The sequence below is a fragment of the Actinomadura montaniterrae genome (genome assembly GCF_008923365.1).
Classification (GTDB): domain Bacteria; phylum Actinomycetota; class Actinomycetes; order Streptosporangiales; family Streptosporangiaceae; genus Spirillospora; species Spirillospora montaniterrae.
The window spans coordinates 1-14529 of the sequence record NZ_WBMR01000230.1; the positions used below are offsets into that span (position 1 = coordinate 1).

Here is a 14529-nt window from a genome sequence, read left to right on the forward strand (position 1 = left end):
ACGCCGTCGGCGACCCACAGCAGCACGAAGTCGCGGGCGCCGGCGGCCTGCCCGCCGGCGCGCTCGGCGAGCGCGGCGAGGTTGACGTCGTTCTCGATGGCGACCGGGACGCCGAGGCCGCCCGCGAGGGTGCCGGCGAGGTCGGGGATGTGCCAGCCGGGGATGTGCGCGGCGTAGCCGAGCCGTCCGGTGGCGGGGTCGATCGCGCCCTGGATGCCGATGACGGCCCGGTGCAGCGCGGTGCGGGCGAGTCCGGCCGCGGCGGCGGCCTTGTCCAGGGCCTCGGCCATCCGGGCGACGACGTCCACGCCGGTGCGGGACGGGGTGGGCAGGGTGTGCTCGCCGACGACCGTCCCGGTCAGGTCGGCGACGCTGACCCGGATGCGGGCCGGGGTGACGTCGGCGCCCGCGACGTGCGCGGCGGCCCCGTTGATCCGGTACAGCTCGGCGGTGCGTCCGGGCAGCCCCTCGCGCACCCCGTCCCGGACGACGAGGCCGGCGTCCTCGAGGCGGGCGAGCAGCTGCGAGGCGGTCGGCTTGGAGATGCCGGTGAGGTCGGAGATCTGCGGGCGGGTCAGCGGGCCGCGGGCGAGCAGCGCTTCGAGCGCGGCGCGGTCGTTGATGGCGCGCAGCAGGCTCGGGGTCCCCGGGACGGGCGCGGGCACGGCGGCTCCCTGTGGTCCGGCGCAGAGTTAAGAAGGTTTCCTAACTTGGAGGAGAAAGTAAGGACTCTTAACGAACACGTCAAGACCCTGGGCGCGGCCGGTTCCGGGCCGCGGGTGCGGAGGGGCGCCTCGAGGCGGCGCCAGGAGGGGCGCTCAGGGGGCGCTGAAGGTGGGGTGTGGCGTCAGGGGGCGGCGACGATGAAGCCGACGTTGCCGAACCCGATTTCGTCGCCGGGCCGTACGCGGGCGGGGCCGGTGAGCCGCCAGCCGTTCACCCGGGTGCCGTTCATCGACCCGAGGTCGGACACCATCCAGCCCTCGTCGGCCTGGTACAGCTCGGCGTGGAAGCGGGAGACCGTCAGGTCCGTCAGCACGAACTGGCAGGCGGGCGCGCGGCCGACGACGATCCGGGACGACCCGGCGGGCGGCAGCACGAAGCGCGGCAGCCGGGGGCCCCGCCACGCGGCCTCGATCCGCGCGGTCACCTGCGAGACGCTCGCCACCAGGCCGGTCAGCCGGCCGACGACGCGGCTGGTCGGCGGCAGGTCGTGCACGATGTCGTCGAGCTCGGCGCGGCTGCGCGCCTGCAGCACCTGGTCGACGCGGCGTTCGAACGTCTCGTGCGACATCCGGCCCTCGGACACGCGGTCGCTGAGGACGCGCAGCACCCGGTCCCGCTCGGTGTCGGACGCTCGCACCGGGTAAGAGGAGGGCTGACCGTCCATGGCTGTGAGTATCCAGTCCCCGTCGTCGGCTGTCCAGAAAGGCCGTCAGGTGGAGGGCGGGCGATCGCCCTCACCCGCCCTCCACCTTTTCGATGCCTCTGGGCCGCCGGAAGTTCGGGAACGTTCCGTGGATTTCCCGCGGCGCGTGCCCGCGGGAGCTCCGGTGCCGTGCCGGGTCAGCGGGACAGCAGGTCCCGCGCGATGTGGGTCACCTGGATCTCGTCGGTGCCGGCGTAGATCTGGAACGACTTGGCGTCGCGGGCCAGCTGCTCGACCCGGTACTCGCTCATGTAGCCGTTGCCGCCGAACAGCTGCACCGCCTCCTGCGCGACCTCGCTGGCGGCCTGCGCGGCGTACAGCTTCATCGCCGACGCCTCGGCGAGCGTCGGGGTGCGGCCGGAGCGCTGCATCTCCACGTGCCGGAACACCAGGTTCTGCACGTTGAGGCGGGCGACCTCCATCTTGGCGAGCTTGAGCTGGATGAGCTGGAAGTCGCCGATCCGCTGCCCCCACAGCTCGCGGGTCTTGGCGTACTCGACCGACAGCTTCAGGCACTCCTCGATGACGCCGAGGGCCATCGCGGCGACGCCGGCGCGCTCGGTGACGAAGTTCTGCTTGGCCGACTCCTTGCCGCCCTGCGAGCCGGACGACAGCAGCCGGTCGGCGCCGGCGCGCACGTCGTTGAGGAACAGCTCGCCGGTGGGGGAGGAGTGCAGGCCCATCTTGCGCAGGGGCTTGCTTTGCTCCAGGCCCTCCATGCCGCGGTCGAGCACGAAGGTGAGGATCTCGCGGTCGCGGGGGTCGCGGCCGTCGTCGAGCTTGCAGTAGAAGACGATCGTGTCGGCGTAGGGGCCGTTGGTGATGAAGGTCTTGCTGCCGTTGATGACGTACTCGTCGCCGACCTTCTTGGCGGTGGCCTGCATGCCGCCGAACGCGTCGGACCCGGAGTTCGGCTCGGTGATGGCCCAGGCGCCGACCTTCTCCATGGTGAGCAGCGGCAGCGCCCAGCGCTCCTTCTGGTCGGGGGTGCCCCGCTTCATGATCGTCCCGGCGGCGAGGCCGAGGCCGACGCCCATCGCCGAGACCATGCCGGGCGCGACCTTGCACAGCTCGATGACCGGCAGCATCGTCATCGCCGCGTTGCCGCCGCCGTCGCCGTCCTTCTTCCCGGCGTCCTTCTCGCCGCCGCCTTCGCGCTCCTTGGCGATCCGGGCCTGGAAGGACGAGCGTGCCATCTCGTCCATCCCGAACGTCTTGTACAGGCTCCGGAGCAGGTCGTAGGGCGGCAGCTCGCCGGAGTCCAGGGCGTCCAGGTTCGGCCGGACCTCCGCGTCGATCCAGCCGCGCACGGCGTCCCGGATCATCAGGTCTTCCTCGGACCACTCGATCATGCTCAGCCTCGCCCTTTCCGGTTCCCGCAGGTGCGGGCACCATCCAAGCAGATGCGGCAAGCGAGCGCTTATTCGGGTAGCCGGACGACGTCGGCCAGCACGCCGCCGCCCGCGGTGAGCCGCCCGGGCGCCGGGCTGTCGTAGACGACCATCAGCCGCGCGCCCTCCCCGTGCAGGCCGTCGAGGACGGCGAGGCCCTCGGGGTGGTCGTCGCCGTCGCCGTAGGGCACGTCGCCGAGGCGGGGCAGCTCCTCGGCGGGGACGACCTCGGGCGCGTCGACGTCCGCGATCCCCGGCCAGCGGTGCACCCGCACCGGGCCGTCCAGGTCCATGCTCGGGCCGGTGAGGATGAGCAGGTCGTCGCCCTGCGGGCACAGGTCGCGGATGCCGAGACCGCCGAGGTCCAGGAAGTGCGTGCGGTAGAGGGCCTTGCCGTCGCCGACCGGCAGCAGCCGCAGCCGGCGCGGGTCGTCGGGGTGGGTGTCGGGCCGGATCTCCAGCAGCACGGCCCAGCCGCGCAGCACGGGCCCGCGCAGCCCGATGTAGAGGCGGTCGCGGTGCGCGGCGATCCCCTCGATGTCGATGCCGTTGTCCTTGCTGGGGATCGACAGGAACGGCGCCAGGTGCGGGTCGTCCTCGAGCAGGTCGGTGACGGAGTCGCCGCGCAGCCCGAGCACGGCGGCGGTGCGGTCGCCGTCCTCGCGGACGACCTCGGGAAGCCCGTCCGCGCCGGCGGCCAGGGGGAGGCGGGCCAGCACGAAGCGGTTGTCCTCGCGGACCACCGACGCCAGCCGCTTGCGGGCCTTCGACCCGGACTGGCCCGGCTTGATCTTCTTGCGCTTGAGGCTGTGCGAGCCGATCGCCCACAGCCAGCCGTTGCTGCGCGCCAGGCCCTCGATGTCGGCCTCCTCGTCGGGGCCGGCGGGCAGGTCGACCAGGTCGGCGAGGGCGACGGTGGCGTGCCCCTCGTAGCCGGTGACGAGCCCGTCCGCGTCGAGCGTCGCGGTGAGCCGCTCGATGGTGGCCGTCTCGTCGCCCGCCACCCACAGGCAGCGGCCGTCCTGGCGCACGGCGGACAGGTTGGTGTGCGTCCCGGCTTCCCGGCTCTCGAGCCCGAAGCGCAGCTCGACCTGGCGTTCCACGATCATGAGCGGAATGTTCCCATAAAACGGGTGCCGCTCAGCGCCGCCGCGCCCGCGCCGCCGCGGCCGCTACCGGTCCCACAGGACGTGCAGGTGCGGCGGCTTGCGGAAGACCAGCCCGTGCGCGCGCGCCGGGCGGGACGGGTCGAGCCGCAGCCCGGGCAGTTCCAGCAGCGCGGCGACCGCGGTGCGTGCCTCCAGCCGGGCGAGGTGGGCGCCGAAGCAGAAGTGCGGCCCGTGCGCGAACGATAGGTGCTCGCCGGCGTTGGCGCGCCGCACGTCGAACCGGTCGGGGTCGGGGAACGCGGCGGGGTCGCGGTTCGCGCCCGCGATCGACACCCGGACCAGGTCGCCCGCGCGCACCGTGACCTCGCCGAGGGCGGTGTCGCGGGTGGCGTAGCGGTCGACGACCGAGGCCGACGGCTCCAGCCGCAGCGACTCCTCGATCGCGGCGGGCAGCAGACCGGGGTCGTCCAGGACCAGCCGCAGCTGGCCGGGATGCGAGAGCAGGTGCATGACGGTGTTGGCGATCATGCCCTCGGTGGTGTCGATGCCGCCGAACATCAGGATCGCCGCGTTCGCCACGACCTCGGCGGTGCTCAGCCCCGCCTCGTCCGCGGCGGCCTCGGCCAGCAGCGACCCGGGCGCGTCCGCGGTGATCGCCTTCTCGACGGCCGCGCGCAGCAGCGCGTACGCCTCGTCCGCGCGGGCGGGCGCGTCCCCGCCGGCGGTGATGGCGGAGACGGCCTCGACGAACGCCCCGTACCAGGACCGGACCGTCGCGGCGTCCACGCCCTCCAGGCCGAGCGCCTCGGTGACGACCGCGACGGCGAGCGGCCCGGCCAGCTCGCCGCGCAGCTCGGCGCGGCCGGCCGGCGTGAGCCCGCCGGTCAGCCGCGCGACCTCGGCCTCGACGAACGCGGTGAACCGCTCGCGGGTCCGCGCGGGCCGGAACGGCCGGGCGAACGGGTCGCGGTGCCGGGTGTGGACGGGCCCGTCCAGCGACAGCATGCTCGGCCCGACGACCCGCGCGGTGGAGAAGCGCGGGTCGTCGACCGTGAACGCCGCCGCGTCCCGCATCACCCGCTGCGCCAGGTCGCGCGAGGTGACGAGCCAGCCGCCGAGGGCGGGCAGCCAGGAGACGGGCTCGGCGGCGCGCAGGCGGGCCAGCAGGGGATGCGGGTCGTCCTCCAGGGCGGCCACCGTCGCGGTGGCGCCGACTGGGAAACGGGACGTCGGCTCGAAGGTCACGCGTCCGAGGATATTCCGCCCGATCGCCCCCGTAATAGATCTACATTGTAAAGGCGCCGGGCGGTCACGCCGCTTCGGCCTGCTCCCGCCACCATTCCCGGCCGCGATCGGGCAACGTGTAGATCGGGTCGTAGTACTCGTACTGCCGCGTCAGCGCGTCCGGGTCGGACAGCTCCAGCCCGGTGCGGTAGTTCTTCGTCCAGTAGGACACGCCGCGCTCGCGGTCGTAGTCCGACAGCTGGTGTACCCAGCGCTTGCCGACGTAGGGGACGTCGCACACGATGCGCGGCGTCGCGAAGCCGGGCAGGTAGCCCATGATCGCGTGCTGCAGCTCCTGCGCCTCCCAGACCGCGAGCCGCCAGTGCTCGCTGCCCGGGATCATGTCGCACATGTAGAGGTAGTACGGCATGATGCCCGCCTCGTCGAGCAGCGCGAACGACAGGTCGAGCAGCGCGTCGGGGGAGTCGTTGACCCCGCGCAGCAGCACGCCCTGGTTGCGGACGTCGCGGATGCCGGTGTCGAGCATCGCCCGCGCCGCCCTGGCGACCAGCGGCGTCACCGACGAGGCGGCGTTGACGTGGGTGTGGATCGCGATCTGCGCGCCGCGCTCGTGCGCCTTGGACGCCAGCCGCTCCATGCCGGCGCGGACCTCGTCCTGCAGCCAGTGCTGCGGCAGGCCCATGAGCGCCTTGCTGGCCAGCCGGATGTCGCGGATGTTGTCGATGTCCAGCAGCGCGCCGACGAACGACTCCAGCCGCGGCCAGGGCAGGTTCGCCACGTCGCCGCCGGACACCACGACGTCGCGGACGCCGGGCGTGCGGCGCAGGTAGTCGAGCATGGCCTCGTGCCGGTCCGGGGGCCGGATGGTGAACTTGTGCTTGTCGACGTTCGGCGTGGAGTTGCCGACCAGGTCCATCCGGGTGCAGTGCCCGCAGTACTGCGGGCAGGTCGGCAGCAGCTCGGCCAGCACCTTGGTGGGGTAGCGGTGGGTGAGTCCCTCGACGGCCCACATCTCCGCCTCGTGCAGCGAGTCGCGGGTGGCGTAGGGGTGCGACGGCCAGTCGGTGCGCCGGTCGCTGAACACCGGGAGCATGTACCGGCGCACCGGGTCGGCGTAGAACGCCTCGGTGGACGAGGCGTCCATCGTGTTGAGCATCTGCGGCGGCAGCAGCATCGACATCGTCGCCCGCTCTGCCTGGTCGCGCTCGAGGTCGGCGTAGAACGACTCGTCCAGCAGGTCGCCCATGACCGCGCGGAGCTGGCGGATGTTCTTCACGCAGTGCGCGCGCTGCCACTGCGCCGACTCCCACTCCGCGTCCGTGACGTCCTTCCAGCCGGGCAGCCGCCGCCAGTCGGGCTCCTCCAGCGGCCGGCGCCGGTAGGCGTAGGGCTGGCGCGCCGCGTCCCGGTGGGCCGCGCCGCCGCGGACGGCCGCGTCCGGGTCCGGATGCAGGGCAGTGGTCATCGTCGACCGCCTCCTCGCGTCACATCGATCGCATAAAAGTCTTGTATGGAGCCGACGTTACGGGAAGACTTCCACTGAAACCAGGGGTGCTCGGTATATCTTCCGGGGCATCACCATGGATCACACGGGACGCGGACGTTGCGAAGGGGCGCGGGGATGAGCGGAGCCGGGACGGCGGCGGGGACGGGGACGGCGGCCGGGACCGCGGTGGGGCTGCACCGGGTGCTGGAGCCGGCGGGCGTGCTGCCGCAGGCGGCGGCGCGGCTGGACACCGACCCGGCGATCCGCCCGGACGAGGTGCGCGTCCGCGTGGAGCGGCTCAACCTGGACGCCGCGTCCTACCGGCAGCTGCACACCGCGCACGGCGGCGACCCGGACGCGATCCGCGCCGAGGTGCTGCGGATCATCGGCGAGCGCGGCAAGATGCACAACCCGGTCACCGGGTCCGGCGGGATGCTCGTCGGCACCGTCGAGGAGGTGGGGCCGGACTCCCCGCTCGGGCTGGAGCCCGGCGACCGCGTCGCCACCCTCGTCTCGCTGACCCTCACCCCGCTTGCGATCACCGACGGCCTGGCCCGCTGGGACGGCCGGTCCGAGCAGGTCCCGGCCGACGGCCACGCGATCCTGTTCGCCCGCTCCATCGCCGCCGTCCTGCCCAGCGACCTTCCCGTGCCGGTCGCGCTGGCCGTCATGGACGTGTGCGGCGCGCCCGCGCTGACCGAGCGGGTCGTCGCGTCGCGCGAGCGTCCGGTCGTCGCGGTGCTCGGCGGCGCCGGCAAGAGCGGCTCGCTGTCGCTGGCCGCGGCGCGGCGCGCGGGCGCGTCCCGCACCATCGGGCTCGTCCCCACCGCGGAGGAGGAGGAACGGCTCGCCGCGACCGGCCTCGCCGACACCGTGGTGCGCGCCGACGCCCGCGACCCCGTCGCGGTCGCCGCGGCGATCGGCGAGCCCGCCGACGTGACCGTGGTGTGCGTGGACGTGCCGGGCTGCGAGCACGGCGCGATCCTCGCCACCGCGCCCGGCGGGACCGTGGTGTTCTTCTCGATGGCGACCTCGTTCTCCGCCGCCGCTCTCGGCGCCGAGGGCCTCGCCGCCGACGTCACCATGCTCATCGGCAACGGCTACGTGCCGGGGCACGCCGAGACCGCGCTCGGCCTGTTGCGGTCGGAACCGGCCCTTCTCCCGCTGTTCACCGCCCGGGCGGGAGCCGATTCGGCAGAATGATCGTCGAATCCCCCGTAAGCGGCGGGATCAGGTGATCATCGAGGGAGAGAGCATGGCGAGCGTCATCGGGGCACTGCACGACCGCGATCCCAAGGAGCGGCAGACGCAGATCGTGGACGTGCTGGTCCAGGCGTTCGCGGACCTCATGGAGCGCAGCCCCGCCGAGTTCCGCCGCCGGTTCCGCAAGATGGCGTCCGACCCGTTCGCGTTCTACCGCGGCAGCGCCTGCCTGTTTTACGCCGACGTCCAGCACGACGACGACCCGTGGGCCGACGAGCGCACCAGCCGCGTGTGGATCCAGGGCGACCTGCACGCGCAGAACTTCGGCACCTACATGAACGACGACGGCGTGTTCGTGTTCGACGTCAACGACTTCGACGAGGCGTACGTCGGGCACTTCACCTGGGACGTCAAGCGGCTCGTCGCGAGCCTGGCGCTGCTGGCCTGGCAGAAGGCGATCTCCGACGCCGACATCCGGCGGCTCATCGAGACCTATGTCCGCGCCTACGTCGACCAGGTCCGGCAGTTCGCGGCGCACACGGGCGACGAGAAGTTCGCGCTGACCCTCGACAACTCCGACGGCTACGTCCGCGACGTGCTGGTCGAGGCGATGGGCGGCACCCGGATCGGGCTGCTGGACGGCATGACGGTCGTGGACGGCCCCGACCGGCGGTTCCGCGACCGCGCCGGCGTCCGCCGCCTCGACGGCGCCGAGCGCGCCAAGGTCGAGGCCGCCTACCAGGACTATCTGCGCACCATCCCGTCGGAGAAGCGGTTCGGCAGCCTCACCTACGAGGTGAAGGACATCGTCGGCGCGTCCGGCTTCGGGATCGGCTCGGCCGGGCTGTCGGCCTACAACATCCTGGTGGAGGGCAACACGCAGGCGCTGGAGAACGACGTCATCCTGTCGATGAAGCAGGGCAACGTCGCCGCGCCGAGCCGGGTCGTCGACGACGCCCGCATCCGCGAGTACTTCCAGCACCACGGGCACCGCACGGCGGTGTCGCGGCGGGCGCTGCAGGCCAACACCGACCCGTGGCTCGGCTACACCCAGATCGACGGGGTCGGCTACGTGGTGCAGGAGCTGTCGCCCTACGAGGAGGACCTGGACTGGGGCGGCCTCACCGAGCCCGAGGACATGCTGTCGGTCCTGGACGACCTCGGCCGCGCCACCGCCAAGGTGCACTGCGTGTCCGACACCGACTCCGACCACACCCTGGTCGGCTTCCAGGTCGAGGACGCCATCAACGCGGTGATCGGCGCCGACGAGTCGGCGTTCGTGGAGGACATGGTCGCGTTCGGCACCGGGTACGCCGAGGTCGTCCGCCGCGACCACGAGTACTTCGTCGACGCCTTCCGCAACCACCTGATCCCCGGCCTGTAGCGGGCCGCCGGTCCGGTCAGCCGGCCGCGGCGGCGGGTTCCCCGAGGCCGGTGCCGGGGCCGGTCGCGCGGACCAGGAGGAGGGCGATGTCGTCGTGGCCCTGCTGGTCGGCCAGCAGGGCCAGGACGCCGTCGGCGGTCGCGTCCAGCGACGTCGACTGCGAGGCGACCAGCGCGGACGCCAGCCGCGCGATGCCCTCGTCGACGTTGCGCAGCCGGCTCTCCACCAGCCCGTCGGTGTAGAACGCCAGGGTCGCGCCCGCCGGGATGACCGCGGAGACCTGCTCGTACTCGGGCGGGTGCGCCGGGTCCGACACCCCGAGCGGCAGCCCGTGCGGGACGGCGAAGTGCCGGGCCGTCCCGCCGGCGAGGGCCAGCAGCGGCGGCGGATGCCCGGCGCACGCCAGCTCGCACCGCATCGTCGCCGGGTCGCACACCAGGCACAGGCAGGTGGCGAACTGCGCGGCGTCCAGCCCCTGCGCGATCGTGTCCAGCCGGGTCAGCACCTCGGCGGGCGGCAGCTCGCTGCCCGCCAGGGTGTGCGCGGCGATCCGCAGCTGCCCCATCGCGGCCGCCGCGGTCACGCCGTGCCCGACCGAGTCGCCGATCACGATGGCGACCCGGTCGTCCGGCAGCGCGACCACGTCGTACCAGTCGCCGCCGACGTCGCCGCCCGCCGGGACGTACCGGTGCGCGATCTCCAGGCCCGCGGGCGCGGCGACGCGGCCCGGCTTCAGGCCCGCCTGCAGCGCGGCCACCGTGCGGCGCTCGCGCCGGTACAGGCACGCGTTGTCGACGCACGTCGCGGCGCGCGAGGCCAGCTCGGCGGCCAGCGCGGTGTCGGCGGGCGCGAACGGCAGCCGGCCGCGCTTGCGGCTGAACACCGCGAAGCCCAGCACCCGGCCCCGCGCCACCAGCGGCACCGCCAGCAGCGACACGTGGTCGAGCAGCCCGTCCACGGCCGGGCCGGCGCGGTGCACGATCGCGTCCGGGATGGCGTCGCTGCCGAACTCGACCATCCGCGCGGTGTTGACGCACCGGGCGTAGGGGGTGTCGGGCGGGTAGACGATGACCTCGTTGACGGGGAAGTCGCGCGCCCAGGAGCTCGGGTCGTCCTCGGCGAAGGCGATCGCGAGCCGCCGCACCACCGCCGCGCCTCCCGCGGGCGGCGCGGGCCGCCCGTCGGCGAGCAGCGCCTCCAGGACGTAGATGGCGCCCGCGTCGGCGAACCGCGGCACCGTCACCCCGACGATCTCGGCGGCGGTGCGGTGCAGGTCCAGCGTGGAGCCGATCCGGCGGCCGGCCTCGTTCAGCAGCTCCAGCCCGCCCGCCCACGGCGGCGCGACGGTCAGCGCCACCAGCGTCCGGCCCGAACCGGCCGCCATCGGGTCGCACGAGACCTCCATCGTCCCGCCGGCGAGCGGCAGCGTCCCGCGCCACGGGCGTCCCGCCGCGGCCTGCTTAAGCGCGCCCGCCAGCGGCTCGGCGCAGGCCGGGCCGAGCAGGTCGGGCAGCCGCGCGCCCACGGCGGCGGGCGCCGGGCAGCCGAACAGGCGGGCGGCGCCGTCGCCGCAGGCGGTGACCGTGCCGTCCGGGGCCAGCAGGACGGTCACCGGGCCGGTGTGCGCTGCGAATGGCTCTGACATCGGTCCTTCACTGTCGGCTGCGTCAGGGTCGTCCCGGTGTGATTCGCGTTACGCTGAATCCCCCGCGGACGACGGCCCTCGGCTGAAAAGGGAGACGATGCATGGACTCCGAGTGGATCCCACCCGAGGTCGACAGTCAGAGGCCAAGCGTCGCACGGGTGTACGACTTCCTGCTCGGGGGAGGGCACAATTTCGCGTCCGATCGTGACCTCGCGACCGGGCTGCTGCGGATCGAGCCGCAGGCGCGGGAGCTGGCGCACGCGAACCGGGCGTTCCTGCGCCGCGCGGTCCGCGCGGCGGCGCGGGCCGGCGTCGACCAGTTCGTCGACATCGGGTCGGGGATCCCCACACAGGGCAACGTGCACGAGGTCGCACAGAGTGTCAACCCGGACGCACGCGTGGTGTACGTCGACAACGACGACGTGGCGGTCGCGCACAGCCGTTCGATCCTGGCGGGCAACGACCGCGCCACGGTGATCCAGGCCGACATGCGCCGCCCCCGGGAGATCCTGGCGCATCCGGAGCTGAACCGGGTTGTCGACCTGGCCAAGCCGGTGGCGTTCCTGCTCGTCGCGGCGCTGCACCTGGTGAAGGACGAAGAGGACCCGGCGGGCATCGCGGCGGCGCTGCGCGACGCGGGCGCGCCCGGCAGCCACCTGGTGCTGTCCCACCTCACCCACGAGGCGCAGCCGGGCAAGACCGCCGCGATCGGCAAGCTGTACGACCGGGCGACGTCCCCGGCGGTGTCGCGGTCGCACGCGGAGATCCTGCGCTTCTTCGACGGCTGGGACCTGCTGGACCCGGGCCTGGTGTACGTGCCGCTGTGGCGTCCCGACGATGACGACGAGGTGAAGGACCCCGAGCGGTTCCTGGTGTTCGGCGGGGTCGGCCGCCGCCCCTGACCTGCGGGGACCGGCGCCGGGCCGCGGCGGCGGGCGGGTAGTGTGCTGATCATGCAGGCCGCCGACGACCCGTTCGTGCGGGTGCGCGGCGCCCGCGAGCACAACCTGCGCGGCGTGGACACCGCGATCCCGCGCGACGCGCTGGTGGCGTTCACCGGCGTGTCCGGGTCGGGCAAGTCGTCGCTGGCGTTCGGCACGCTGTACGCCGAGGCGCAGCGCCGCTACCTGGAGTCGGTCGCGCCGTACGCGCGGCGGCTGCTGCACCAGGTCGCGGCGCCCGCCGTCGACGAGGTGACGGGGCTGCCGCCGGCGGTGGCGCTGGAGCAGCGCCGGTCGGTGCCGTCGTCGCGGTCGTCGGTCGGCACCGTGACGACGCTGTCGAACTCGCTGCGGATGCTGATGTCGCGGGCGGGGGAGTACCCGCCGGGCGCGGAGCGGCTGGACTCGGACGCGTTCTCGCCGAACACCGCCGCCGGCGCGTGCCCGCGCTGCCACGGCCTCGGCGAGGTCCACGAGGTCACCGAGGACTCGCTCGTGCCCGACCCGTCGCTGAGCATCCGCGACGGTGCGATCGCGTCGTGGCCGGGCGCCTGGCAGGGCAAGAACCTGCGCGACATCCTCGACGCCCTCGGCTACGACATCGAGCGGCCCTGGCGGGACCTGCCCCGCGAGCAGCGCGAGTGGATCCTGTTCACCGACGAGCAGCCGGCCGTGACCGTCCACCCGGTGCGGGAGGCGCACCGCATCCACCGCCCGTACCAGGGCACCTACTCCAGCGCCAAGCGGCTGGTGCTGCGCGCCTACGCCGACTCCAAGAGCGAGGCGCGCCGCCGTCGCGCCGAGTCGTTCCTGGTCGCGGCGGTGTGCCCGGTGTGCGGCGGGCGGCGGCTGCGCCCCGAGGCGCTCGCGGTCACCTTCGCCGGCCGCACCATCGCCGAGCTGGCCGCGCTGCCGCTGTCGGCGCTGGCGGGCGTGCTGCGGCCGCACCTCGCCGGGGACGGGCCCGCCGCCGTCCTCGCCCGCGACCTGACCGCCCGGATCGAGGTGCTGGAGGAACTCGGCCTGGGCTATCTCGCCACGTCCCGGCCGGCGCCGACGCTGTCGGCGGGGGAGCTGCAGCGGCTGCGGCTGGCGACGCAGCTGCGGTCCGGGCTGTTCGGCGTGGTGTACGTGCTGGACGAGCCGTCCGCCGGGCTGCACCCCGCCGACACCGAGGCGCTGATGACGGTGCTGGAGCGGCTGAAGACGGCGGGCAACAGCCTGTTCGTCATCGAGCACGACATGGAGGTCGTCCGCCGCGCCGGGTGGGTCGTGGACGTCGGGCCCGGCGCGGGCGTGCACGGCGGCCGGGTGCTGCACAGCGGGCCCGTCGCCGGACTGGCGGACGTCTCCGAGTCGGTCACGCGCCGGTTCCTGTTCGGGGAGCGTGCCCGGCCGCCGCGGGAACCGCGCGCGCCGTCGGGGGCGCTGGAGCTGCGCGGCGTCACGCGCCACAACCTGCGCGGGCTGGACGCCGACGTCCCGCTCGGGGTGTTCACCGCGATCACGGGTGTGTCCGGGTCGGGGAAGTCGACGTTCGTGGACGTGCTCGCCGAGCGCGCCGAGGCGAGCGGCGCCGTGCAGCGGGTGGTGCGGGTCGACCAGCGCCCGATCGGCCGCACGCCCCGCTCCAACCTGGCGACCTACACCGGCCTGTTCGACGCCGTCCGCAAACGGTTCGCCGCCACGGACGAGGCGAAGGCGCGCGGCTACGGCGCGGGCCGGTTCTCCTTCAACGTGCCGGACGGCCGGTGCGAGAACTGCCAGGGCGAAGGCTATGTATCGGTCGAGCTGCTGTTCCTGCCGTCGACCTACGCGGTGTGCGAGGTGTGCCACGGCGCCCGCTACAACCCCGAGACGCTGGAGATCACCTGGCACGGCGCGAGCATCGCCGGAGTCCTCGCGATGACGGTCGAGGAGGCCGCCGGGTTCCTCGCCGAGGTCGCCCCGGCCGCCCGCGCCCTGGCGGCGCTGCGCGACGTCGGCCTCGGCTACCTGCGGCTCGGCCAGCCGGCGACGGAGCTGTCGGGCGGCGAGGCGCAGCGCATCAAGCTCGCGACCGAGCTGCAGCGCGCCCGCCGGGGGCACGTCCTGTACCTGCTGGACGAGCCGACGACCGGCCTGCATCCGGCCGACACCGAGCTGCTGGACCGGCAGCTGCACGCGCTGGTGGACGGCGGCGCCACCGTCGTGGTCGTCGAGCACGACATGGACGTGGTCGCGTCCGCGGACCACGTCATCGACCTGGGGCCGGGCGGTGGCGGCGAGGGCGGCCGGGTCGTCGCCGAAGGGACGCCCGCGCGGGTGGCGGCCGCGCCCGGGAGCCGCACCGCCCCGTATCTGAAGGCGCGGCTGCGCATCTGAAGGCGCGCTGCGCCGATCCGTGCGGGGCACGTCCCCGCCCGACCCCGGCGCGGCGGGACGGGCGGGGACGCACCGGCCGGCGGGACCCCGGCGGGTTCACGCGGGCGGGCCCGCCGGGTCAGCGGGCGAACGCGATGGCCGTCCCGGCGCTGACGACGACCGCGATGACCACCAGGACCAGCGAGGTGCTGAGCGGGTCGCGGCGCCGCTCCAGCGCCTTCGGCTTGGACGTCGCGGCGCGGTTGACCGGGCGCGGCGAGGCCGACGGCTTCGGCCTCCTCGGCGGCGCGTGCGGAGCGGCCGGGACCGCGGGGGCCGCCGCGCGCGCCGGG

12 protein-coding genes are annotated in these 14529 nt (G+C 74.0%); 4 read left to right on the forward strand and 8 right to left on the reverse strand.

All coding sequences use genetic code 11. The annotated features are described in order from the left end of the window. From F9B16_RS42270 to F9B16_RS42295, 6 genes are all read right to left on the reverse strand, one after another. The coding region (locus F9B16_RS42270) for an ROK family transcriptional regulator (RefSeq protein WP_151545894.1) at positions 1-665 on the reverse strand (665 nt) is incomplete at its 3' end. Between the two features lie 182 nt (positions 666-847). Next, positions 848-1390 carry a DUF1707 and FHA domain-containing protein gene (locus tag F9B16_RS42275; RefSeq protein WP_151545895.1) on the reverse strand — a complete coding sequence of 181 codons (543 nt, stop codon included), beginning with the start codon at positions 1388-1390 and terminating at the stop codon, positions 848-850. 176 nt (positions 1391-1566) lie between these two features. Then, the gene (locus F9B16_RS42280) at positions 1567-2781 is read right to left on the reverse strand and encodes an acyl-CoA dehydrogenase family protein (RefSeq protein WP_151545896.1); all 1215 of its coding nucleotides are present in this window, start codon (positions 2779-2781) and stop codon (positions 1567-1569) included. Positions 2782-2849: 68 nt separating this feature from the next. Further along, positions 2850-3929 carry a DUF3616 domain-containing protein gene (locus F9B16_RS42285; RefSeq protein WP_151545897.1) on the reverse strand — a complete coding sequence of 360 codons (1080 nt, stop codon included), beginning with the start codon at positions 3927-3929 and terminating at the stop codon, positions 2850-2852. A gap of 63 nt (positions 3930-3992) precedes the next feature. After that, positions 3993-5174, reverse strand: a complete 1182-nt coding sequence (locus tag F9B16_RS42290; protein ID WP_225992430.1) for a cytochrome P450 — start codon at positions 5172-5174, stop codon at positions 3993-3995. Between the two features lie 64 nt (positions 5175-5238). Continuing rightward, entirely contained in the window at positions 5239-6639 is a 1401-nt protein-coding gene (locus F9B16_RS42295) for a KamA family radical SAM protein (protein WP_151545898.1), read from the reverse strand. Positions 6640-6795: 156 nt separating this feature from the next. Here F9B16_RS42295 and kdd point away from each other — a divergent pair, with 156 nt between their 5' ends. Continuing rightward, positions 6796-7863 carry an L-erythro-3,5-diaminohexanoate dehydrogenase gene (gene kdd / locus F9B16_RS42300; RefSeq protein WP_151545899.1) on the forward strand — a complete coding sequence of 356 codons (1068 nt, stop codon included), beginning with the start codon at positions 6796-6798 and terminating at the stop codon, positions 7861-7863. A gap of 52 nt (positions 7864-7915) precedes the next feature. Continuing rightward, entirely contained in the window at positions 7916-9247 is a 1332-nt protein-coding gene (locus F9B16_RS42305) for a DUF2252 domain-containing protein (protein WP_151545900.1), read from the forward strand. A gap of 16 nt (positions 9248-9263) precedes the next feature. On the opposite strand, the gene F9B16_RS42310 is transcribed toward F9B16_RS42305, so the two are convergent. Beyond that, positions 9264-10892 carry a SpoIIE family protein phosphatase gene (locus F9B16_RS42310; RefSeq protein ID WP_151545901.1) on the reverse strand — a complete coding sequence of 543 codons (1629 nt, stop codon included), beginning with the start codon at positions 10890-10892 and terminating at the stop codon, positions 9264-9266. 101 nt (positions 10893-10993) lie between these two features. Between F9B16_RS42310 and F9B16_RS42315 the strand changes: the two genes are divergently transcribed. Together F9B16_RS42315 and F9B16_RS42320 are read left to right on the forward strand one after the other, a co-directional pair. Further along, positions 10994-11794 (forward strand): SAM-dependent methyltransferase, encoded by an 801-nt coding sequence (locus F9B16_RS42315; protein ID WP_151545902.1) that lies wholly within the window; start codon positions 10994-10996, stop codon positions 11792-11794. Positions 11795-11845: 51 nt separating this feature from the next. Continuing rightward, positions 11846-14197 carry an ATP-binding cassette domain-containing protein gene (locus F9B16_RS42320; protein ID WP_151545903.1) on the forward strand — a complete coding sequence of 784 codons (2352 nt, stop codon included), beginning with the start codon at positions 11846-11848 and terminating at the stop codon, positions 14195-14197. Between the two features lie 118 nt (positions 14198-14315). Here F9B16_RS42320 and F9B16_RS51680 read toward each other — a convergent pair. Next, positions 14316-14529 (reverse strand): hypothetical protein (locus tag F9B16_RS51680; protein WP_264159851.1); only part of this gene is annotated, 214 nt, incomplete at its 5' end.

Excerpts from the sequence above, each read along its gene's own strand:
- F9B16_RS42285 (WP_151545897.1), bottom strand. The coding sequence starts at position 3,929 with ATGATCGTGGAACGCCAGGTCGAGCTGCGCTTCGGGCTCGAGAGCCGG.
- kdd (WP_151545899.1), top strand. The coding sequence starts at position 6,796 with ATGAGCGGAGCCGGGACGGCGGCGGGGACGGGGACGGCGGCCGGGACC.
- F9B16_RS42310 (WP_151545901.1), bottom strand. The coding sequence starts at position 10,892 with ATGTCAGAGCCATTCGCAGCGCACACCGGCCCGGTGACCGTCCTGCTG.
- F9B16_RS42320 (WP_151545903.1), top strand. The coding sequence starts at position 11,846 with ATGCAGGCCGCCGACGACCCGTTCGTGCGGGTGCGCGGCGCCCGCGAG.
- F9B16_RS42275 (WP_151545895.1), bottom strand. The coding sequence starts at position 1,390 with ATGGACGGTCAGCCCTCCTCTTACCCGGTGCGAGCGTCCGACACCGAG.
- F9B16_RS42295 (WP_151545898.1), bottom strand. The coding sequence starts at position 6,639 with ATGACCACTGCCCTGCATCCGGACCCGGACGCGGCCGTCCGCGGCGGC.
- F9B16_RS42315 (WP_151545902.1), top strand. The coding sequence starts at position 10,994 with ATGGACTCCGAGTGGATCCCACCCGAGGTCGACAGTCAGAGGCCAAGC.
- F9B16_RS42305 (WP_151545900.1), top strand. The coding sequence starts at position 7,916 with ATGGCGAGCGTCATCGGGGCACTGCACGACCGCGATCCCAAGGAGCGG.
- F9B16_RS42280 (WP_151545896.1), bottom strand. The coding sequence starts at position 2,781 with ATGATCGAGTGGTCCGAGGAAGACCTGATGATCCGGGACGCCGTGCGC.